Source organism: Aminobacterium sp. (genome assembly GCF_034926885.1).
In the GTDB taxonomy this organism is placed as follows: domain Bacteria; phylum Synergistota; class Synergistia; order Synergistales; family Aminobacteriaceae; genus Aminobacterium.
The window spans coordinates 44,563-66,113 of record NZ_JAYFQR010000017.1 but is presented as its reverse complement, the minus strand read 5'-3'; the positions used below and the strand labels follow the sequence as shown (position 1 = coordinate 66,113).

Annotated in this window: 18 protein-coding genes; 14 read left to right on the top strand and 4 right to left on the bottom strand. The window is 42.8% G+C overall.

All coding sequences use genetic code 11. The features are described 5' to 3' along the window. Positions 1 to 4: 4 nt before the first annotated feature. On the bottom strand, positions 5 to 304 hold the full coding sequence (locus VB083_RS07825; protein ID WP_213689935.1) for an NAD(P)H-dependent oxidoreductase subunit E: 300 nt from the start codon (positions 302 to 304) through the stop codon (positions 5 to 7). A 123-nt stretch (positions 305 to 427) separates the two neighbouring features. On the opposite strand from VB083_RS07825, the gene VB083_RS07820 reads away from it, so the two are divergent. Genes VB083_RS07820 through VB083_RS07790 form a run of 7 tightly spaced genes read left to right on the top strand, consistent with a single transcriptional unit; the run spans position 428 to position 6,245 of the window. Further along, the gene (locus tag VB083_RS07820; RefSeq protein ID WP_213689934.1) at positions 428 to 1,240 is read left to right on the top strand and encodes a ZIP family metal transporter; all 813 of its coding nucleotides are present in this window, start codon (positions 428 to 430) and stop codon (positions 1,238 to 1,240) included. Between the two features lie 36 nt (positions 1,241 to 1,276). Further along, positions 1,277 to 1,828, top strand: a complete 552-nt coding sequence (locus VB083_RS07815) for a manganese efflux pump MntP family protein (RefSeq protein WP_213699484.1) — start codon at positions 1,277 to 1,279, stop codon at positions 1,826 to 1,828. Then, positions 1,789 to 2,826, top strand: a complete 1,038-nt coding sequence (locus VB083_RS07810) for a Mur ligase family protein (RefSeq protein WP_213695675.1) — start codon at positions 1,789 to 1,791, stop codon at positions 2,824 to 2,826. The genes VB083_RS07815 and VB083_RS07810 overlap by 40 nt, the downstream gene beginning before the upstream one ends. Then, positions 2,819 to 3,268, top strand: a complete 450-nt coding sequence (locus tag VB083_RS07805; protein WP_213695676.1) for a poly-gamma-glutamate biosynthesis protein PgsC/CapC — start codon at positions 2,819 to 2,821, stop codon at positions 3,266 to 3,268. Before VB083_RS07810 ends, VB083_RS07805 begins: the two co-directional genes overlap by 8 nt. Positions 3,269 to 3,271: 3 nt before the next feature. Next, the gene (pgsW, locus tag VB083_RS07800) at positions 3,272 to 4,363 is read left to right on the top strand and encodes a poly-gamma-glutamate system protein (protein WP_213695677.1); all 1,092 of its coding nucleotides are present in this window, start codon (positions 3,272 to 3,274) and stop codon (positions 4,361 to 4,363) included. After that, positions 4,360 to 4,995 (top strand): response regulator, encoded by a 636-nt coding sequence (locus tag VB083_RS07795; RefSeq protein ID WP_213689929.1) that lies wholly within the window; start codon positions 4,360 to 4,362, stop codon positions 4,993 to 4,995. The genes pgsW and VB083_RS07795 overlap by 4 nt, the downstream gene beginning before the upstream one ends. After that, positions 4,992 to 6,245, top strand: coding sequence for a nickel-dependent lactate racemase (locus VB083_RS07790; protein WP_213695678.1), 1,254 nt, complete (start codon positions 4,992 to 4,994; stop codon positions 6,243 to 6,245). The genes VB083_RS07795 and VB083_RS07790 overlap by 4 nt, the downstream gene beginning before the upstream one ends. A 72-nt stretch (positions 6,246 to 6,317) precedes the next feature. Here VB083_RS07790 and VB083_RS07785 read toward each other — a convergent pair whose 3' ends face one another. Further along, positions 6,318 to 7,073 (bottom strand): transporter substrate-binding domain-containing protein, encoded by a 756-nt coding sequence (locus tag VB083_RS07785; protein ID WP_213699486.1) that lies wholly within the window; start codon positions 7,071 to 7,073, stop codon positions 6,318 to 6,320. Positions 7,074 to 7,200: 127 nt separating this feature from the next. Between VB083_RS07785 and VB083_RS07780 the strand changes: the two genes are divergently transcribed. The 7 genes from VB083_RS07780 (at position 7,201) to VB083_RS07750 (ending at position 18,323) form a co-directional block, all read left to right on the top strand. Next, on the top strand, positions 7,201 to 8,397 hold the full coding sequence (locus tag VB083_RS07780) for a PLP-dependent aminotransferase family protein (RefSeq protein ID WP_213689926.1): 1,197 nt from the start codon (positions 7,201 to 7,203) through the stop codon (positions 8,395 to 8,397). A 344-nt stretch (positions 8,398 to 8,741) separates the two neighbouring features. After that, positions 8,742 to 10,034 carry a diaminopimelate decarboxylase gene (gene lysA / locus VB083_RS07775; RefSeq protein WP_213695679.1) on the top strand — a complete coding sequence of 431 codons (1,293 nt, stop codon included), beginning with the start codon at positions 8,742 to 8,744 and terminating at the stop codon, positions 10,032 to 10,034. A 40-nt stretch (positions 10,035 to 10,074) separates the two neighbouring features. Then, on the top strand, positions 10,075 to 11,514 hold the full coding sequence (locus VB083_RS07770) for a YfcC family protein (RefSeq protein ID WP_213689924.1): 1,440 nt from the start codon (positions 10,075 to 10,077) through the stop codon (positions 11,512 to 11,514). A 24-nt stretch (positions 11,515 to 11,538) separates the two neighbouring features. Beyond that, complete coding sequence (locus VB083_RS07765; protein WP_213695680.1) at positions 11,539 to 13,197, top strand: Na+/H+ antiporter NhaC family protein; 1,659 nt, start codon at positions 11,539 to 11,541, stop codon at positions 13,195 to 13,197. Between the two features lie 95 nt (positions 13,198 to 13,292). Further along, positions 13,293 to 14,126 (top strand): diaminopimelate epimerase, encoded by an 834-nt coding sequence (gene dapF, locus VB083_RS07760; protein WP_213699488.1) that lies wholly within the window; start codon positions 13,293 to 13,295, stop codon positions 14,124 to 14,126. A gap of 47 nt (positions 14,127 to 14,173) precedes the next feature. Beyond that, positions 14,174 to 17,545: an AsmA-like C-terminal region-containing protein gene (locus VB083_RS07755; protein ID WP_323401934.1), complete on the top strand. Its 3,372-nt coding sequence runs from the start codon at positions 14,174 to 14,176 to the stop codon at positions 17,543 to 17,545. 37 nt (positions 17,546 to 17,582) lie between these two features. Further along, positions 17,583 to 18,323 carry a flavodoxin family protein gene (locus VB083_RS07750; protein ID WP_213689920.1) on the top strand — a complete coding sequence of 247 codons (741 nt, stop codon included), beginning with the start codon at positions 17,583 to 17,585 and terminating at the stop codon, positions 18,321 to 18,323. 8 nt (positions 18,324 to 18,331) lie between these two features. Here VB083_RS07750 and VB083_RS07745 read toward each other — a convergent pair whose 3' ends face one another. Further along, positions 18,332 to 19,783: a glycogen synthase gene (locus VB083_RS07745; protein ID WP_213695683.1), complete on the bottom strand. Its 1,452-nt coding sequence runs from the start codon at positions 19,781 to 19,783 to the stop codon at positions 18,332 to 18,334. Between the two features lie 15 nt (positions 19,784 to 19,798). After that, positions 19,799 to 21,532: an alpha-glucan family phosphorylase gene (gene glgP / locus VB083_RS07740; protein WP_213699492.1), complete on the bottom strand. Its 1,734-nt coding sequence runs from the start codon at positions 21,530 to 21,532 to the stop codon at positions 19,799 to 19,801. Positions 21,533 to 21,551: the final 19 nt, after the last annotated feature.

The following is a 21,551-nucleotide window of genomic DNA, read 5'->3' as shown; positions in this document are numbered from 1 at the left end:
AAAATTATGAAAGGGAAAAGGAAGACTTGAGCAGCGAAGCAAGCTTTTCTTTTGTCATGAACCCATATATTTCTTTTCTCCACTCTATTGCAGGAGGAGAAGCGCAGGCTCCCAAGCAAGTCGTGATCTTTATTTGAACACTCTCTTCAAGAGAGAGCTCTTGTATAACCTTTTCTGCTACAGGGGCGAAATCCCGACTACATGGTCCACAGATATATAATATTTCTGGTTTTCCTCCAGCTAATCCTGAGAGGGACGAGAAAGAGACTGCTACTAAAACCAGTATAAATAAAAGTCTTTTCATTTTGTTCACCCTCTTTTTTATATAGTATTATAAATATACGTATAGCCCCTATTTTTATTTTATACAGCAGCTTTTTCACTGTATTAGAGGCACGTATTATTACAGAGAAATGGAGTGAGAACGGTGTTTGATTTCTTTATATCACTGAGTCCTGTTGTACAAGCTCTCATTGGCACTCTCTTTACTTGGGGATTAACTGCTCTTGGTTCTGCTGCTGTTTTTTTACGAAAAAATCCCAGTCAGAAGATGCTCGATATTATGCTGGGATTTGCTGCTGGCGTTATGATTGCTGCCAGTTATTGGTCTTTACTTGCTCCTGCCATTGATATGTCCTCGGAAATGGGGATGCGGCCGTGGCTTCCTCCTGCTATAGGTTTTCTCTTAGGTGGCATTTCCCTCAGAGTCATAGACCGTTTATTGCCTCACCTTCACTTGGGACAACCTCGTCAAGAAGCCGAAGGAATTGCTACGACATGGAAAAGAACAACATTACTTGTTTTGGCTATCACTCTTCACAATATTCCTGAAGGAATGGCTGTAGGAGTGGCGTTTGGGGCTGTCGCCTATGGTATCCCTTCTGCCTCGCTGGCAGGAGCCATTGCTCTTGCCTTGGGAATTGGCATTCAAAACTTTCCTGAAGGAATGGCTGTCTCCATGCCATTGCGACGGGAGGGGTTTTCTCCATTAAAAAGCTTTTGGTACGGGCAGCTTTCAGGTATAGTGGAACCTATTTTCGGAGTTTTGGGCGCTATCGCTGTTGTTGCAGCCAGACCGATTTTACCATATGCTTTGGCTTTTGCAGCTGGAGCCATGATTTTTGTTGTTGTAGAAGAGGTTATTCCTGAATCACAACAGGGAGGTAATGGAGATCAGGCTACAATGGGAGTCCTTTTGGGTTTCACTATAATGATGATATTAGATGTGGCTTTAGGGTAAAATAATAAAAAGCTGCTTTTGAAGGGACGGAAGATAATGTCAATTATAGAGCTTTTGTTGACAGCAGCGGCTCTTTCTATGGATGCCTTTGCTGTGTCGCTTGGCGTGGGGGCATGTTTACCTCTGTTAAGTCCCGGCCCGGCGTTTCGAATGGGGGCTGCCTGTGGTGGTTTCCAGTTTTTAATGCCCGTTTTGGGATGGGCTATGGGAATACGGTTACTTTCTTTTATAGAAGCTTATGACCATTGGGTTGCCTTTATTATCCTTTTTATTCTTGGTGTCAATATGATCAGAGAATCGAGAAAGGAAGAGACATGCGAAGGGAAAGATAGTACTCATGGATTGACTCTCCTTTCTTTGGCTATAGCTACCTCTATTGATGCGTTAGCTGCTGGTATCGGTGTAGCAGCCTTGAAAGGACCTGTTATGATCTTGGCTGTTCCCGCAGGTGTTATCACCGGTTGTCTATCAACGGCAGGTGTATTCTTGGGGTTCCAGGCAGGACGTTTTCTTGGCAAGTATGTTGAAATTGTTGGCGGAGTCGTTTTGTGCTCCATTGGGTTGAGAATTCTGCTAACCTCAATATGACCCAGATACAAATTGTTGTAACAGGAAGCCGTGGAAAAAGTAGTGTAGCAAGATTATTGTTTTGCGCCCTTTCTTCCTATGGGCTTCAGACATGGGCGAGAATTACTGGCGTTGTTCCTAGGGAACTGTCTCCTTTTGGAGAAAGAGCTATTTTGCGAAGTGCGGGGGGGCATGTAGAAGAGATGCGCTGGTGGCTTCGTTCTCTTCCTCCTCATGCAGAAGCAGTTGTTTTGGAAAATAGCGCGGTAGCGCCAGAACTTCAGAAACTTCCATCATGTTGGCTTAAAAATCCCATTTTTGTCATAACCAACGTGCGGTCAGATCATCAGGATGCATGGGGACCAGGAGAGGAGGGGGCTGTCTTAGCTCTCACCCAGGGAATTCCGCGGAAGAGTACTGTTTTTATTCCTGAATCAACATCCTCGTCTCCTTTGCTACTCAGCGTTTTGACTCAAAAACAATGTCAAATACATATAGCTGCATTTTCTTCTCTTGAAACATGTGTTATGTGGAAAGAAGAAAACATGGCGATAGTGAGAGATATTCTTTCTTTTTTGGGGCTTGATCCCAAATTGGGAGAAGAAGCAATGACGCGTCTTCTCCCTGATATAGCAGATTTTCAGGAAATAAAGTTTGGAGAAAATATTTTAGCAGTTGCTTTTTCAGCCAATGATGTAGAGACAACGCAGCGACTTTTTGAAAGTCTTCGATGGCCCGTGGAGGATACGACTCTTCTTTTCAACAATCGAAGGGATAGACCTGAGCGATTAAAAGCTTTTCTCCCTTGGCTTAGGCGAAAAGATTGGAAGAAAGTCTATTTAATGGGGGCTCGTCCCTTTTGTGGTCATGAGGGGATTGAATATATAAAAATGGTATCTACACAAGAATTCGCGAGTTTTATGAGGCAGAAAAAACGAGTATTAGGATGCGGAAATGTGGCAGGTCTACCACTCGAATATCTTCTTGAATATACATATAAAAGGTGTAAACATGCATAATCTTCAGTTTGCGACAATAGGGATAGGAATTGCTTTAGGAATGCTTTTTTATCGTCGAACGGGACGTTCTTGTGGTGGAATTATTACCCCAGGTTTTATCGCCCTTCAGTTAGGAAATCCTCTTTCTGTAGGAATAGCTATAGGAACGGCACTTTTTCTTGCTTTACTTCTTGAGATAATTGTCCGTTTTACGGGTATATATGGTCGACAGCGCATTGCACTGGCAATGCTCATGGCTTTGGGATGTAAAGTACTTCTCGATCTTTTCTTCCCCTCTACATCTCTTTGGCTTGGCTGGGTGGTTCCTGGCCTTTTAGCAGCCGATATGCAACGCCAAGGGATAGGGGAGACCCTTATTGGAACGGTTATCGTGACTTTGCTTACGGCGATGTCTTTTGATGTATTGGTTGGTTTAGGGCATCTTTTAGAGAGGTCGATATAAGTTATGAACGAAGAACATATCCCGTCTTTAAACGATTATCTGAAGAAACAACGAGCCTTTGTTTTGAAAAGTCGTATGCGTCTTTTATTTTTGGCTTTTGTTCTTGTGCTCTTATGGTTTTTGCCGAGACGCTGGGGATTTTCCTCTGAAGAAATGCGATTATGGAACGATGTCCGTCAAGCAGAACTTTATATCTGGCAGTTGCGAGAAGATCAACAGATAGGAGCAGGGGGAGCAGATCCGTGGAAACTTGGACTTATAGGTGTGGAGTGGAGTCCTCTTTCGACGACTCTAGGAAGTCTTGAATCTAAGCGAACAGCGTGTCATCCTGGCTGGTCTGTGGCCATTCTTAGAAAATTTGATAGTATGGGGTTGAAAGAAGGAGATCCAGTGGCAATACTTTCTTCATCCTCTTTCCCGGGATTATTGCTTAATGCATTGAAAGCTGCGGAATATCGAAAACTAAACGTGCTTCTTATCGTCTCGTTGGGATCGTCAACATGGGGTGCCAATGTGCCTGAAATTCCTTGGCCCATAATGGCAGAAGAACTTAGAAAAAACGGATTATTACATACGAAAGCTAATTACTATACCCTTGGCGGTGATGACGAAAATGGAGGAGGAATTGCTCCTGAAGGGGTAGAGATAATGATTCAAGCGGCGGAAAGGGAAGGTGTGCCCCTTCTACGTGAAGAGAATCTCGAAAAAATGATAGAAAAGAAGATGAATATTGTAGAAAACTTTGTTCCCAAACTTGTGATGAGCATAGGTGGTTCTCATGCAAATATGGGTAATGATGATGAAATCTTGACTCTCTCAGGAGGTTTACATCTTCCTTCTGGAAGAGAAAACGCAGGAGATGGCATTATAGGTCGGGCTCTCTCTGCAGGGTACCCTGTCTTCCATTTTCTCAATCTTCATGATTTGAGCCTAAAATATGGTATCCCGTATAATTCCTCTCCTTCGAAAGAGATGGCATCTCAAAAAAGTTGGTTTTTTTCTTTACTTGGCGTTTTCTTGGGCGGATGGGTTTTGTTTTCTCATCGAAGATGGATGCTCTTTTGTGGCAAGAAAAATGGGGGAGAAGAAAAGTGACTCTATATTTGGGAGCTATAGACAACGATCGGAAAGTTCTCTACCAGCTTGAAAAAATGGCGGAAGCAGAAGAGTGGCGTTTTTACGCTACAGTTGATCCCGAAGAAGCTCTTGCTTGGATACGTGATGATGAAATAGATATCCTTCTCTTGAATATTAAAATGCCCATTGTTAGTGGGTATCAGCTTATACAAAAAGCGAGGGATCTTTCGGAAAAAGTGGTTCTCATTGCTTTATCAGAAACAGAAGAAGAAGATACGGCTTCAAGGGCCTTATTGGTAGGAGCTGATGATTTTATTATAAAACCGTTACGGCTCTCAGATTTCAGAGCTCGTTTGCGATTACATGAAAAGTTGGTTAGCTATAGGGAGCAGCTGAATTGGGATATACGTAAAAAAGGCATTAGTGTCGATACTATGAGGGAAGTTATATATTGTGTTAAGCGAAATAAGGAAGCTATGGATTGTGATGAAGTCGCAGCTCAGACCGGACTTGCTTATGTGACTGCCCATAGGTATCTCGATTTTCTAGCCGATCGGGGAATGGTAGTGCGTGTATCTGCTTCTTTGGATGGTCGTCCTGGGCGTCCTAAAACGTTTTATGAATGGAAAGGTGGACTTAAAACAGTATGAAATCTCTTCACAGTTTTGCTCTTGGCCGTCGAACTCTTGATATCTCTTTAGAACGGCCAATATTGGAAACTCAGATTCTGGGAAACCGTCCAATCCCTAATTCTCCAGAGAAAGCTTTGGCTCTTCCGTGCGAGAGTCCTCTTTTGCGTAATATGGCTAGAGAAGTTTCAGATATTACTGTTGTTATTCCTGATGCAACCCGTTCTTGGCAAGATGTTCCACGTATGGCTCAGGCTATTCGAAGAGAACTACGCGAAGGCGGTCGTATGCCGGTGACGTGGATTATTGGCGGAGGGCAGCATAGATTACCTACAAAGAACGAAATACAAATGCTTCTTGAAGATATACCATTGAGTGGTGACAAAATTCTTTGCCATGACAGTACTCAGGGAGTCAGAACTGGAGATGTGACTTCTCGTGGAACTCCTGTGATTTTGCACCAATCTGTGGCCAGGGCTGACTTGATTGTTCCCATTGGCGGAATAGCCTATCACGATCTTGCTGGTTTCAGCGGTGGTCGTAAGGCACTGCTTCCCGGTATATCAGGAGCAGAAGCCATTCAGCATAACCATGCACTTTCTCTTGTGGGCGCGACAATTGCTTCTTCTGTTCAGTGCGGAGCATTAAAGGGCAATCCCGTAGCTGAAGATATGGAGGAGTATGCACAAATAGTTTTTTCTGAACGAAAAGGATTTTTGCTAAATGTGATTCCTGATGAAAATGGGAACCCATATTGTTATGTAGCAGGAGATCCTTTCCAGGCATGGTTGAAAGGAACAGAGTTGGCGCAACAGCTTCAGACCCTTTGGATATCTGAAAAAGCGTCTTTGGTTCTGGTTTCGTGTGGTGGCTATCCATACGATATTGATCTATACCAATCGACAAAAGCTATTTCAGCCGTACTTCATGCACTGGATTCCAAAGGAGGTCTAGTCCTTTTTGCAGGTCTTGAAGATGGCGCTGGACCAGGAACTTTCGGCGAAGATTTTCGCCTTGCTATAGAAGAGCCCGAGAGGGCTATGCAGAAATTGCAACAAAATTTTTCCATTCCTGCTTTTATTGCTTCGAAAATAGTGGCAGACCTTAAGGGGCATCCAGCGGCACTTGTTTCGGATCGTTCTGACCTGCCTTTTCCAGGGGAAGTTTTTACCAATGAAAAAGAGGCTTTGGAATGGATCGAAAAAAAGATTCCAGTGGGTCCTGCTTTGTGCGTTCCTGCAGGAAATTGTGTGACAGTAAGAAGAAAATAATAAATAATAAAGGGAAGCACATAAAATAAAGTGTGCCTCCCTGTGTTCTTTCTTCGTGTGTTTCTATTTAGTTTATTGTTTAAACCATTTGTTTCTGAGATTTTCCAGCTCATCAGAGTTTTGCATTTCGTTAAGGGCTCCATTTACAGCATCTAAAAAGTCTTTTTCTTCAAGATGAATAGCTAGCGCTTTGCCAGCTCCAGTAATTTCTTGTTCAAATGCGATAGAAATTTTACCGTCAAAATCTTTTTGATCGAGGAATTTTTTAGCTACTGGAACATCCATCAATGTAGCATCAGCCCTTCCCAGCGTAACTTCTCTCACACAATCATCAAATTTTTGGAAGGTCTTTACGTTTGCTCCTTCTATTGTGCGAGAAAAAGTTTCTTGAACAGTTCCAAGCTGAACAGCTATAATTTTCCCCTTCATGTCGTTTAGTGTTTTGAGCGAAGTGTTCTCAGTTTTTGCTAAAAAAGCGCTCATAGATATTTCATAGGGGGTAGAAAAAGCTACTCGTTTGGCTCGTTCGGGGGTTGCGCTCATTCCTGCGGCGACAATATCGATCTTATGGGCTAGTAGCGCTGGGATAAGACTATCGAAGGGCATATCTACCCACTCAATCTTTTTCCCGAGTTTATTTGCAATACTTTCCATAAGTTCAATGTCAAATCCCTGAAGATTGTTCTTTTCATCCCGAAATTCATAGGGGGGATATGTGCTCTCTGTTCCTATAACTATGGTATCTTTATCTAGAACCTTAGCATGCGCAGAAATGGGTGAGAGAACGAACAAATAAAGAAATAGTACTGAAACGATAATTTTTTTCAATTTCCTACACCTCCACCTTAAACAAAGGTTTACAGATTGATAAAAATATGTTTTAAAGTTTATGGAGAGATGGTATCAGATTTATCATCTCTGTCAAGTGAATTTTTATGTTGAGGTGATTGTTATTATGCATTGGGAATCTCTCTTTAACGCCCGCGCTCAAAAGCTACAACCATCGGGGATTCAGGAAATGATGGTTTATGCTTCTCGTCCAGGAACTATCTCTTTCGCTGCAGGTCAACCTTCCGAAGACCTCTATCCGGTTGAAGTTATTAAACAAGGGTTCAATGAGGCACTGAACGATATGTCTGTTTTGGCTTATCCCCATACAGCAGGCGATCCTTTGCTGCGTAAATGGGTTTCTGATTGGATGGCTGATGAAAAACTTGTTTTAGAAGCTCCAGGCGAAGATCGCATTCTTTTGACTACTGGTTCTCAGCAGGGATTGAATATTCTTTCGCAGCTTTTTCTGAAAGATGGGGATGTCGTTATTGTTGAAAACCCCTCCTATCCAGAAGCAATGCTGACCTTTGAAAAAGAGGGGGCTCGTTTTCTTACCGTTCCCATAGATGAAGAGGGACCTGACCCTATGCGACTTGAGAAAGTTTTAAAAAAAGAAAAAGTAGCCTTTTTTTATACGATCCCTACATTTCAGAATCCATCAGGGGCAAGCACTTCTTTAAAACGAAAAAGAGAAATTCTGGCTCTTTTGAAAAAGTATGGGGTGACTCTTGTTGAGGATGATCCATATAGACAGTTGTGGTTTGATAGCCAGCCTGAGGCCACTTATCTTAGTATTGCAGAAGAAGATGATCCTGTAATTTATCTTGGCAGCTTCTCTAAAATTGTAGCGCCAGGACTTCGTTGCGGATGGATGGTTTTACCTCCTGAGGTTATGGAAAAAGCTGTTCAGCTACGTCTGACTCTTGAACTGGGATCTTCGGCGCTTTTGCAGAGAATTGTCTTTTTTGTGGTATCACAGCCTTCTTTTGACGAACATCTTCATTCACTCAGAGATGAGTATAAAGAGCGGAGAGATGCTATGGCCGAGGCGATTTCCAAATATTTAACCCCCTTAGGCTTTTCCTTTTCTCTTCCCCATGGTGGTTTCTTTTTTTGGGGAGAAAATAAAAAGATAGATGGAGTGGCTTTTGCCCGTTTTGCTGCAAAAGAGCACAAGGTTGCCGTTATCCCAGGAGAAATTTTCTTCGCGTTTCCAGAGGAAGGGAAACACTTTATACGTCTCTCCTTTGCAAAGGTAAAAGCTGGTGAGATGTCTACGGGAATAGAAAGGATTGCTGAAGCTTTCAGAGAATTCTGTTAAAAAGATAAATTCAAACACTATGTTGACGTAGTAAAGTGGGTTCGTTATAATACCTCCAAATGTTTTTAAGAAACAGCGATGAAACAGGGCGCGCATTTGGCATATCGTGATACCAGGGATGAACATTCGATGGACTGAGAGGTGTTCTTATCACGGCTGAAGAGCTTAAAACCTGTGGAGCTGGAGCGGAAAAGATAGAGCCATATCTGGAGTACGTTCCCGGGTAGTCTCCGTTATAAGACCAGAGCGAGATACGTGTATGTATCTAAGCAGGGTGGTACCGCGAGTTCAAGGACTCGTCCCTTCGGGGACGAGTCCTTTTTTTATATTGAGGAGGAAACAAAATGAGTTCGAGGGAACATTTGGTTTTTGATGGTTGCGATACTGTAGAGCTTGCCAATACTTTTGGCACGCCGCTTTATGTGCTTTCGGAAACAGCAATACGTGAGCGTTGCCATGAAGTGAAGGAAGATTTTCTTCATAAATATCCCAACACAAAAGCTGTCTATGCGAGCAAAGCCTTTCTTACTATGGCTATGGCCAAAATTATTGCCAGTGAGGGATTGGGGCTTGATGTTGTTTCCGGAGGAGAGATTTATACGGCTTATAGGGCCGGTTTCCCCATGGAAAGAACAGTATTCCACGGAAACAACAAAACGTTGGAAGAGCTTCAGCTTGCCTTGGAAACCGGGGTGGGACGTATTGTTGCAGATAGCGAGTCTGAAATAGATATTATCGAGGAAGCGGCACGACGAAGAGGCAAAAAAGCAATTCTTCTTCTTCGGGTGGCTCCAGGAGTTGATGCAGAAACCCATAAATATATTGCTACAGGACATACCACATCCAAGTTTGGCTTTTCGCTAGCTGGTGATACGTTGCTGCGAACGATTCGCCGGATCATGGCTTCCGATCTTCTTGAACTTAAAGGATTCCATTCCCATGTAGGCTCTCAACTTCAGAGTAATCGTTCTCATGTTTTGGCCGTAGATGCTTTAGTGAATGAAATGAATCTGATGTTCAAACAACTGGGGTTTGTTACAGAAGAACTCAATATAGGCGGAGGGTTTGGCGTTCCTCAACATCAGGGAGATACGAGAACCACTCTCAAATACTTTATCGATCCCATTATGTCTCACGTAACAACAGAGTGTGAAAAGGCAGGGCTTGTTCGTCCCATGATCATTATTGAGCCAGGTCGATGGATCGTATCTGAAGCTGGCATCACTCTGTACAGAGTCGGGAGCATAAAGGATGTTCCTGGGGGCATTACCTATGTCGGTGTGGATGGAGGAATGACAGATAACCCAAGACCAGCCCTATATGGAGCTCAGTATTGGGGAGTTGTTGCCAATAAAGCCGATGAACCTGCTGAGAAAAAAGTAACAGTTGTAGGTAAATGTTGTGAGTCTGGTGACGTGTTAATGCGAGAAGTTTTTGTTGCTAACACCATCAGCCGTGACGATATTTTAGCGGTATTTAATACAGGCGCATACAACTTCTCTATGGCGAGTAATTATAACCGTATTCCGAGAGCAGCTGTTGTTCTTGTTCGTAATGGAGAATCTCACGTTATTGTGAATCGTCAAAGCTACGATGACCTCCTTTTGGGAGAGGGTATTCCTCAACATTTGCTCTAAAAATATTTCTTATCAATATATAACGGAAAGGATGTAAAGAATGACCGACACAAACACCGACACGAATACTGAAACAAGTACCGGAACACGAAAGAAGTTTAAACTTCCTCACGTCTTTGTATTGCTTTTTATCATGATCTGTCTGGCTGCCGTTCTGACTCATCTTCTGCCAGCAGGGCAATTTGACAGACAAGCTATGGAAATAGGCCCTAATCAGGTACGCCAAGTTCTTGTGCCGGGAAGCTATCATACCGTTGAATCGTCGCCTGTAAGTCCTTTTGAAACGATGATTTCAATTTATAAGGGAATGGTTGCTGCTGCTGACATTATTTTCCTTGTTTTTCTGCCGTATGCGTCTTTTTGCATTGTTGTCCGGACAGGAGCAATGAACAGTTTTGTCGGTTGGTTGTTACGCGTAACGCAGGGGAAGGATGTTCTTCTGATTCCTTTGTTCTCTATCGTATTCAGTCTTGGCGCATCTCTTTTTGGGATGTTTTCAGAGTTTTATGGTTTTATTCCTCTTTTTGTAGGTTTGGCGATTGCGCTGGGATACGATGCCATGGTGGGATTAGCCATTGTCGGTCTCTCTACCGGTGTTGGCTTTGCAGCATCCATGACCAATCCTTACACTGTTGGAATTGCACAGAAAGTTTCTGAGGTTCCTCTTTTTTCGGGGCTTGGCTTTAGATTTTTCCATTGGGCTCTTTTTACTGCGATTGCTATCTGGTGGACTCTTCGATATGCTCGAAAGGTAAAAAGAAATCCAGAATTAAGCATTGTAAATGGAACCGATTTTAGCCATATCGCGATGAACAGAGAAGAAATAATGAGCAACACGACAACATGGCGAGACAAAGGTGTTTTGGCCATTGTTGCAGTAACGATGGTTCTTCTTGTTTACGGAACACTTAAATTGGGGTGGGGATTCAACGAGCTTTGTGGTCTCTTCCTAACCATGGGAATATCAAGTGGACTTGTAGCTGGTTGGTCTCCAAACAAAATAGCGAAAGAATATGCAAGTGCATGCAGTGATGTTGTGGGTGGAGCTTTTGTAGTGGGACTGGCGCGAGGCGTATTGGTTGTATTGGCAGAGGGAAATGTTATAGATACCGTTATATATGGTCTTTCTTTACCTCTTTCAGGGTTGCCTCGTTTTATATCGGCGCAGGGCATGCTTATAACGCAGACTCTCATTAACTTCTTTATTCCTTCCGGGTCTGGACAGGCGGCAACTACAATGCCGATCATGGCGCCTTTGGCTGATATTTTAGGCGTGACAAGGCAGACAGCAATTCTGGCTTTCCAGTATGGCGATGGATTTTCCAATCTTCTTTTCCCTACATCAGCCAATATCGTAATTATGTGTGGTATTGCACATGTAACGTTAGATCAATGGTGGAAATTTTTTGTTCCTCTTTTTGGATTTGCGTATCTTATTCAAATGGGACTTCTCGCTCTTGCACAGGTAATAGGGTACTAACTCTTAAATAAGGGAGGTATGGTGATGGACGAGAGAAACAGAGGCAAAAGAGTTTTTATCCTGAGTGTATCAGCAATTCTGGGGTTGCTGTTTATGACCGGGATCGCATGGGCAGCGGAAGGTGAGGTCAAGCCTGACTTCGGAATCCTTTCTTTGTTGCCTCCTCTTATTGCCATAGGGCTCTGTATTCTTTCAAAGGAGGTAATTCCTTCTCTTTTTATTGGTGCATGGTTTGCAGGAACGATGATGGCAGGATGGAACCCTATTGTAGGTTTTGGAAAAGCTGTGGAGTTGCTGTGGAATAATTTAGGTGATCCTTGGGGAGCCAGAATTGTACTTACCAGCCTTACCATGGGCGGACTTGTAGGGATAATGCAAATTGGCGGTGGTATTGAAGCCACTGTTCAATGGATTACCAAGAAGATCAAGAGTGTTCGCGGAGCAATGCTCGTTACCGAACTTGCAGGTTTTATCATCTTCTTCGAAGATTACGTCAATACGCTCGTTGTGGGAACGACAATGAGTCCTATTACTGATAAATATCGGATTTCTAAAGAAAAATTGTCGTATATCGTTGATTCGACATCGGCTCCTATTGCCTGTATTGCAGGTATTTCTTCATGGGTTGCCTATATGGTTGGACAGATTGGTAATCAGTTTAATGCTCTTGAGATAGGCTACTCTCCGTATGTAGCATATCTTCGTTCTATTCCATATGTGTTTTATAACATTATTGCCCTTGTGCTTTTAACCTTTGTTATTTATACACAGCGAGATATGGGACCTATGCTTCATGCAGAGCGGAGAGCCAGACAGACGGGGCAGGTTCTTCGGGAGGGAGCAAAACCTCTTATTACAACTAAGCATGCAGATTTCGAACCAGAGGAAGGAACGCCGAGACGCATTGTTAATTTTTTGGTTCCCCTCGCATTTATGGTTGGGTTGATTTTCCTTATGCTTATTGTTACCGGCGGGTGGCCAAATGTCTCTTTGGCTACGGCTGTAGGAGAAGGCGACAGTTCAAAGGCTTTGGTTTGGGGGTCTTTCGGCGCTGTTTTCCTTACCCTCGTTTTCTTTAAAGCTCAGAGACTAGCTTCCTGGAACAGACTTTTCGCCGGTTTCATGCAAGGAATGAGTTCTATTTTCTTTGGAACCCTGATCCTTATCTTTGCCTGGGCTATCGGATCGGCTATTAAAGAGGTAGGAACAGCTCAGTACATAGTCAGAATAGCAGGAAATGCCCTTTCGCCAGCATGGATTCCGCTTTTGACTTTCTTTACTGGCGCTATCATTTCATTCTGTACGGGAACATCATATGGAACCATGGGCGTACTTATGCCAATAGTTGTTCCACTCGTTTATAACGTTACGCAAATTCATGATGCAGGGTTTATTGAAATATTACTTCCTACGATTGGAGCTGTCTTTGCTGGCGCCGTGTGGGGAGATCACAGCAGTCCCATTTCTGATACTACAATCATGAGTTCCATGTTCAGTGGTTCTGACCACGTTGATCACGTGAACTCTCAGATTCCCTATGCTTTTGTGGCTGCGGCAGGAGCGGCAGCAGGGTATGTCCTCATTGGTTTCGGACTTCCTGTTTTCTTCTCTCTCGTTTTGGGAGCAGTTGCGTCATGTTCTCTTTTCTTCTTTGTTTCGAAACCAATCGAAGAAAAAGCCTGAGTTTTTACTGACGCGAACTTTTAATTGGTACGGTACAATAATGGCAGAGGAGAGATTCCTCTGCCATTTTTAATGCAGAATACGAGGTGTCGGTTATGTTAGAATTTACAAAAATGCAGGGTAATGGCAACGATTTTGTTGTTATTGATAATAGAGACAATCAGATGGGGACATTAGCTCTCTCGCAATTGGCAGAACGTATCTGTCGACGTTGCGAGTCTGTTGGTGCTGACGGCCTTTTAGTTGTTGAGAAATCGGAGCATGAAGATTTTAGAATGCGTCTCTTTAATAGGGATGGCTCTGAGGGCGAAATGTGTGGAAATGGGGCTCGATGTATTGCTCGTTATGCTTGGGAAAAAAAATTAGCGGGAGAAAGTATGTCTTTTGAAACCTTGGCAGGCCCTATTCACGCTAAAGTTGAAGCTCCCTTTGTGGAACTCGATATGGGGAATGTTGATTTATCAGAGGGGTTTTGGGGAGAAAGCCTGAATGTAGGTGGTGAGACATTTCCTTTTGTCTATCTGATCGTAGGCGTTCCTCACTGCGTTCTTTTTATAGAAAATATTACAGATTTTTCAAGAGAGACGTTAGTCGAAATCGGGCGAACTGTTCGTTATGATACACAACGTTTCCCCAACGGAACAAATGTTAACTTTATTCAGCGAGTAGGAGAATCTGAACTCAAGGTAGTGACATACGAGCGTGGAGTTGAAGATCTGACTCTCTCTTGTGGAACGGGGTCTGCGGCTTCTGCCGTAGCGGCATCTATTGTGTTGGAAATGACTTCTCCTATACATGTGCATAATCCAGGGGGAGACAACTGGGTTTCTTTTTCCTTTGATGAAAAGCGAAATTATTGTAAAACCTACCTTAAAGGCAAGGCTGTTATGGTAGCCGAAGGAAAACTTTATGATGAGTGCCTGGCGTAGAGAAAAACGGAAAAACGTTTTTTGTGGCGTATAAGGAGGTGTAATAAATGAAGCGAAGTAAAAAAATGACACTCGCGCTTTTTATAGCCGTTGGAGTTGTCGGAATACTTCTTATCATAGGGAGTATGAATGTTGGTGGAGATATTGTCAGACGGGAAGCGACAACAGCTGTCTCTGAAATTCTTGGTGCTGATTTGGCTATTGAAAGCGTTACAGGTAATCCTTTAAAAGGCTACAACCTTTATGAAATCACCCTGAGTAAAAAGGGAGCATTATTACTTTCTGCTGATTCTTTGGGAGTAAAAGTGAATCTTATGTCTGTTTTTTCAGGATCACCCCGACTTTCTCGGGTTACTATTCATGGTCTTGATGTTGATGCAGAGAAGCTCTCTAAGGAATTCGCTGCAATAAAGATGAAACCTGGAGAAGGAGAAGCTCCTATAGAGGCTCTTTCTATTAGAAATGGCAGAGTCCATACTCCTTGGGGAGAGACAACTATTGCTCAAACGGATTTTGATCTAAGCAAAGATGGTATAAAAGCCGATGTAGATTTATTAATGAATACCGTTCCCATTAAAGGTGGAATAAACCTTAGACGTGAGAAAGAAGTTCTTGAATTCAAGGATCTTAATATGAAAATTGGAGAGGGAAGGATAATGGCGAAGGGTGCTATTCTTCCAAGCCTTTCCATTAAGGGCGAGATAGAGAAACTGAACGTAGCTCAGCTTGCTCTTTTTTGGCCCACATTACGAGGAAGCGCCTATGATGGCCTTTTCTCGTCATCCTTCATTGCAGAAGGGATATGGAATAACCCTATTCTTTCCGGTCATCTTTCCTTTTCAGGAACGTCTCTTGCAGGATATCCCGTACAATCAGTGGAAAGTAATTGGAGGTATGAAGCTTTTCGTTTGAATCTTGAAGATTTAAAGGGAACAGCTTTGGCTCTTCCTCTTAGTGGGCGTGCTGCTTTTGCTTTTGTTCCGGGGAAAGCCCCATTTATTGATATCGCACTGGAAGGGAAAAATGCTTCTTTGGAAGAGTTAAAGAAAACCGTTCCAGCATTAGCTTCCGCTAAGGGAAAAGTTGATATTTTTTCAGTGGTTGTGAAGGGGTCTCCGACAACTCTTGCAGGGAATATAGATCTGAAAGCCGCTCAGATAGAAGCTTATGGTCAGCAGCTACAAAATACGTCTGCCAATGTGGCTTTCAAGGGAAGCACAGCAACAATCAAAGGGAATTCCGTTATTGATGGAGGGTCACTTGCGTTAAGCGGATCTGTGAGCCAATTACAAAAAAATCCTCGTCTTGATATTCTTTTCAAGGCTCGAAGTATAGATGTAGGCAAAATAACAGCTTCTCTTCCTAAAGCCCCGAAAATTGTTCCTAAAGGGGCCGTGAGCGCTGATGTTGGTATTAAGGGTGTTGTAACTGCCCCCCGCCTTGAAGGCAGAACATGGTCTGATCGACTCTCTTATGGAGAAGAGGCTTTTAATGATCTTAACGTTGTCTTTGTTTTCGAGAAAGATGTGCTGACTCTCTCTTCGGCTCGTGGACGTTGGCGTAACATACCAATGACTGGTAAAGGTGCGATAGCAGGAGTGGGAAGTCCCTCTCCCTCTTTAAACCTTACCGTGCAGGCAGCTGAGGTTGACCCTAAAAATCTTGAACCCTTTTTCCCTGAGTTGAAAAATTATGCTTTACGGGGAAACGTAACAGCGACGGCTCGCATAGAAGGAAAGACAACTTCTCCGAAGATACAACTTTCTGCTGTTTCCCCTCGTTTAGGTTTTATGGAACAGGGGCATGTAGCAGATTTTTCTTTGCAAACAGATCTCGCTCTGAAAGAGGGGATTCCCAAACAGGTTCAGCTTGATGTTAAGGCTGGATCCTTGGGGTTTGCAGGTGTAGGAGCAGAAAAGATAGCGGCTCGTATCGATGCCTCGAAAGAGAGTATTTCTCTTAGTACACTTACGGCTCGTTTGGGATCTGGAGAAATATCTGGCTCTGGATCTGTGAAATTGCAGCCTAAGGCCCCAGCAGATCTTGATCTTACTTTTGAAATAAAAGAAGGAGATTTAGCCGTGCTGGCGAGGGCAGGAAAGCTTCCCTACTCTCTCTCTGGAACATTAAGCGGAAAGACGGCAGTTAAAGGTAAGGCCGATAACCCATCGATATCGGCAGAGTTCTCTTCTCCCAGAACTGTTTTCTCTGGTTTTGCTTTTACAAACCTTAACGGTGCTGTGGAAGGCAACATGGGGAAAATGTCGTTGAAAAACTTTAATGCATCTGTAGGAGGAGGTACTGTCTCCGCTCAAGGAACGTTTAATTTAAAGAAAGATGTTCCGGAAGCGACCCTTTCTCTTTCTGGAAAAGGGTTGGATGCGGCTGCTCTTACTTCCGGTGTAAAAGAGATGGCTGCGTATAAACCCTCTGGAACGATTAACGTTGATTTTGATGGAACTTTTTCTGGAGTGTCAAGTGAGGGGAAAGGATCATTATCAGCTCCTTCTCTATCTTTTGCTGGCCTCAAGCTTTCGAATATTTCTTATCCTTTCACATTAAAAGGTATGAATGTTATATTTGCAAATGCGCACGCAGAACTTTATGGGGGAACAGCTTCAGGTAAGGGTGAAATTGATCTTGCCAAAGGCACATTTACAAAATCTGTACATATGGAAAATGTAAATGTTGATCCTCTCTTGCAAGATGCAACAGGAGGACTTGAAGGACATATTAACGGCAAAGCTAAGGGCGATGTGTCGCTTTCAGGGCACATGGCAAAAGGATTGAGCTTTAACGGTAAAGGAGAGGTACATATAGGTGAAGGCTCTATTAGTGACTTCAAAGCGGTAAAACTGGGAGCATCACTTTATGGCCAATCTGCAATTCGTTTTGCTTCAGTTGTGGCTCCTTTCCGGGTTGAAACGCGACGTATTATACTCGATAATGCAAAAGCAACAGCGTTCCAGAATGATCCTATATATCGTTTCCTTAAAGCTTCAGGGCCTGTAGGTTTCGATACAACTTTAGCTCTTCAATGTCAGGGAAACGCTAATATTCAGGTTTTAAACGCTTTGTTCGGAGGTGTTGCCGGTATTTTAGGCGCTGGTGGAACGTCATCTCTTGAGGGTATCTTGAAGGGAGCTCTTACAGGAGCAAAAGCTGGACTTGAAAAATCTGATTTTAGAGATATTTCTTTTAATGTAGGCGGAACGATAGGGAAGCCATCTGTTTCTAATGTCAAAATAGCTCCGGCGCCTCAGACAGTGGATAAAACAACGCCTCAAGGAACACAACCTTCAGCTGTTGAAGAGCAGATAGCTCCGCCTAAAGATTCCACTGGAGAAACAGAAAAGAAGCCTGAAAACCTTTTAGAAGAAGCTATTCAGGAAGGTTTAAAGAATATACTAAAGAAATAGCACTATAAAGACTTATTGTGAAAAGCAGGTGGGATGTTTGAAAATTGTAGCTTTTAATGGTAGCCCTCGTGGAGGACGAGGCGCTACCTCGATTATGATAGAAAATTTCTTGTTGGGAGCTCGAAATGGAGGAGCAGAAGTATCTTCTGTTGTGCTTGTAGATAAAGTTATCCATTCGTGCTTAGGGTCTCTCTATTGTTGGACAAAGACCCCTGGGCGTTGTATTTTGCAGGATGATATGCGGGAGTTGCGGAAGAAAGTTATAGAATCTGATGCTATTTTGCTTGCCACTCCCCTTCATTTTTCGGGTATGACTTCTATTATGAGAGTTTTTATTGATCGACTTATGCCCTGCTTCCAGCCTGAAATTTCTGAAGAGACAGGCCAAGTGAAGCTCATTTTCAGAGATAGGGAGAAGCCTCTCTCCCTCATTGTTATGGCAAGTGGAAGTTTCTCTGAAAAAGAGGCTTTTGTTCCTCTTCACAGCTATTTTGAACGTTGGGCACAAAATATATCAGGAATGCAGCTTGATCTTGAGATGTACAGGTCTCAGGCCGACTTCCTTCACAACAAAAATGAAGAGGTTCATGATGCCGTCTCCTTGTATCTTTCTTCTTTGACAAAAGCGGGGGAACAATTTGCTCATTCGGCAAAGATCTCTGACGATATAAGAGTTCAATTGGAAAAGCCACTTGCTGATAATAAACAGTACGCACGTTTTTTCTCAGACTATTGGAATTCCATTTTTCAGGTTAATGGAGTTAATGGTGGGCGGTAGAAGGTTTTCTACCGCCTTTTTTCGCGTAACATTTTTTGATACAAGTCAAAATACTTTTGAGAAGAATTTTTCCACGAAAAATCTTTTACCATGCCTCGTTGCATAATTTCTTCCCAGCGTTTCTGATTTTTGAACGCATCAAGGGCCCGTTGTACCGTTTTAACGAGAGCTTCTGTTGTATATGGTGAGAAAGTGAATCCGTAGCCATCAGAGAAGTGATCTGCATCGAGAATCGTATCTATAATTCCACCTGTCATTCGTGCAACCGGCACAGTTCCATATCGTAGGGCTATGAGCTGGGAGAGGCCACATGGTTCGAAATGTGAAGGCATAATGAGCATATCTGCTCCCGCATAGGCAAGGTGAGAAAATTTCTCATGAAAACCGTTTAAAAAAGAGATACGATCTGGGTAAAGTGTGGCTTTTTCACGCAGAGAAGTGGAAAAGAGAGGATTGCCGCTTCCTATAAAAAGACATCGAATTCCCATATCTCTTATAGTATCAAGAGCTGGAATCAGTATGTCATATCCTTTCTGCATGGCTAAACGGCTAATTGAAAGAAGAAGCGGAGATTCGTCATCTTCCCATCCCAGTTGTTCCAGAAGGTTTTTCCGGCAATTTTTCTTGCCATTTAACTCTTCAGATGAATAGTGACATGAGAGAAGAGGGTCTCTTTCAGGAGACCACGTATCATCTATTCCATTTAAGATTCCATATAATTTGTTTTTATTTTCTTTGATAACACCATCAAGTCCGAAGCCCATTTCCTGGGTTTGAATTTCTTCTGCATATTGCGGACTGACTGTTGTTACACTATCTGCAGTTACAATACCTCCTTTTAGAAGGTTGACATGCCCGTAAAATTCAAGACCATCAATGGAGAATGACTGTGTATCGATTCCCCACTCTTCAAGTACGTGAAAAGGAAGCACTCCCTGATGGGCAATGTTGTGTATGGTCAATACAGTTAGAGGATAGGGCTTTTGGGTACGATAAAATTTATGCCACCTAAAACTAATAGGGACGAGGGCCGAAGGCCAGTCATGGCAATGGATAATATCGGGATCCCAACGGCTCTTTTGTTCGAGTTCAAGAGCAGCAAGAGAAAAGAAAGCAAATGGGAGAGAGCTTTCAACAGTGAGTTCATCTGGATAAATAGGTATTTTCTCAAAGAGCGAGTTATTTTCAATAATATAAATAGGAACATCTTCTATTATCGTTTTCCATACTTTAGCGCTAATGACATGCCACTGTAACGCGACATGAATAAGAGGAGGAAGGCGAGTAATCTTTTTCCCTTCTTCACGAGCTTTGTCGAGAACGCCAGGCCATGCCGGAGTTATGATTCTTACATCAGCTCCGAGCCTGTGGAGAGCTTTGGGAAGAGAACCGGCAACATCGCCGAGACCTCCAACTTTTGAAAGAGGTGCTACTTCACTGGCTACATGCAAAATTTTCATAAAAGTAGCACCTCCTTATATTCCACGAAATGAAATCCCATAGGCTTTTTCACAATACTCTTTTATAACTCTATGAGTATGGAAATAGCTGCCATTCAGCGCGATTGCATTTTTCATCATTCTTATCCAATGCTCCCGATCTGAATAATAGGCAGGGATAATTTTCTTTTCGAGTTTTTCGTAAAGATCTATGGCGTCTTTCGATTCGTCATAGGCATGAAGATCTGTATCGCTGGGCGTTGGGCCAATGGCCCAGCCTGTAACGTCTTCTATCCAGCCTTCAATCCACCAACCATCAAGAACAGAAAAATTCATGACCCCATTTAAAGCACACTTCATTCCGCTTGTACCTGAAGCTTCTCTTGGACGAAGTGGAGTGTTGAGCCAAATATCTACTCCTTGGGTAATAAGACGACCAAGCTCCATTGTGTGATTTGGAAGGTAAACCATGAGTATAGAGTCTTTGATTTTATTTGACGTATTCATTATTCTTTGTATAAGGGCTTTGCCCCCATCGTCTTTAGGATGGGCTTTACCGGAAAAAATAAGCTGAATTTTACCTGCTCCTATCTCTATGAGTTTTTTTAGATTAGAAAAAATGAGGTCAGCTCGTTTATATGTAGCAGCTCGACGTGCGAAACCGATTGTTAAAATGTCAGATTTGAGAGATACTCCCGTTTCTTCGAGAATATATGCAAGAAGTCGCATTTTAGATGCTTGATGTACAGACCAGAGTTCATCAGAGGGAAGAGTCAGAGCTTGGACAAGACGACCTGGATCATTTTCCCAACCCGGAATGTGACGAGAAAGAAGCTTTCTCATCCCAGGACTGACCCATGTTGTAGGATGTATTCCATTGGTGACACTTTGAATTGTAGGCGCATTGAAAAGTTTACGGCTTATTTCTGCGTGCTTTTTTGAGACTCCATTTACAAATCGACTATATCGAAGGCCTAATTCGGTCATAGAGACGCCCTCTGAAGGAATCATTCTCTTAAGTGTTGTTAAAGCATCTGAAGACATAACCTTTTCAATGAGCTCGTATTTAAAAAAATCGTGCCCTGCTGCTACAGGGGTATGAGTTGTAAAAACAACGTGTTCTCTGACTTTTGCCGGATCGTAATATCCCATTTCTCTCATGAGTTCCAAAGAGAGGAAGCCGGCGTGCCCTTCGTTGAGATGGAATGTTTCTATGTTGTTGTAGCCTAAATCTCGCAACATTCGAAGTCCACCTACACCAAGAACTATTTCTTGGCATAGGCGGTAGAGGGTTTCCCCACCGTAAAGATACCATGAGAGTTGACGATCTTCCGGATGATTTGACTCTATATCAGTATCAAGAAAGTATATTGGGATAGAGTATCCGGATGAACCTGCAATTTCGTAGAGCCACGTCTGTATGTTGACATCCCGATTTTGAATTTTAATAGAAACTTTATTGTGGAGGGGCGTAAGTTCCTGTTCAGGATGCCAAAGAACAGGTTTTTCTGTTTGCCATTGTTCATTATTAAATTCTTGTTCAAAATACCCTCTTCGATAGAGCAAAGTGATTCCAACCATGGGAACTCCCATATCTGCAGCGCTTTTTAATATATCTCCGGCGAGAATACCTAAACCACCGGCGTATGTGGGGATAGATGTTTTTATTCCTATTTCCATGGAGAAATACGCCACAGTTCGAAAGGAGGGATCTTGCTCAAGGAGATCTTGTATAGATTTTCCTAAATTTTTTTGAGGCTGAAACTGCATTGGTCATCACCTTCTTTCT

Bases quoted from the DNA above. Each gene is read 5' to 3' on its own strand.
- VB083_RS07825 (WP_213689935.1), bottom strand. From the start codon at position 304: ATGAAAAGACTTTTATTTATACTGGTTTTAGTAGCAGTCTCTTTCTCG.
- VB083_RS07815 (WP_213699484.1), top strand. From the start codon at position 1,277: ATGTCAATTATAGAGCTTTTGTTGACAGCAGCGGCTCTTTCTATGGAT.
- VB083_RS07805 (WP_213695676.1), top strand. From the start codon at position 2,819: ATGCATAATCTTCAGTTTGCGACAATAGGGATAGGAATTGCTTTAGGA.
- pgsW (WP_213695677.1), top strand. From the start codon at position 3,272: ATGAACGAAGAACATATCCCGTCTTTAAACGATTATCTGAAGAAACAA.
- VB083_RS07790 (WP_213695678.1), top strand. From the start codon at position 4,992: ATGAAATCTCTTCACAGTTTTGCTCTTGGCCGTCGAACTCTTGATATC.
- VB083_RS07780 (WP_213689926.1), top strand. From the start codon at position 7,201: ATGCATTGGGAATCTCTCTTTAACGCCCGCGCTCAAAAGCTACAACCA.
- lysA (WP_213695679.1), top strand. From the start codon at position 8,742: ATGAGTTCGAGGGAACATTTGGTTTTTGATGGTTGCGATACTGTAGAG.
- VB083_RS07770 (WP_213689924.1), top strand. From the start codon at position 10,075: ATGACCGACACAAACACCGACACGAATACTGAAACAAGTACCGGAACA.
- VB083_RS07765 (WP_213695680.1), top strand. From the start codon at position 11,539: ATGGACGAGAGAAACAGAGGCAAAAGAGTTTTTATCCTGAGTGTATCA.
- dapF (WP_213699488.1), top strand. From the start codon at position 13,293: ATGTTAGAATTTACAAAAATGCAGGGTAATGGCAACGATTTTGTTGTT.
- VB083_RS07755 (WP_323401934.1), top strand. From the start codon at position 14,174: ATGAAGCGAAGTAAAAAAATGACACTCGCGCTTTTTATAGCCGTTGGA.
- VB083_RS07745 (WP_213695683.1), bottom strand. From the start codon at position 19,783: ATGAAAATTTTGCATGTAGCCAGTGAAGTAGCACCTCTTTCAAAAGTT.
- glgP (WP_213699492.1), bottom strand. From the start codon at position 21,532: ATGCAGTTTCAGCCTCAAAAAAATTTAGGAAAATCTATACAAGATCTC.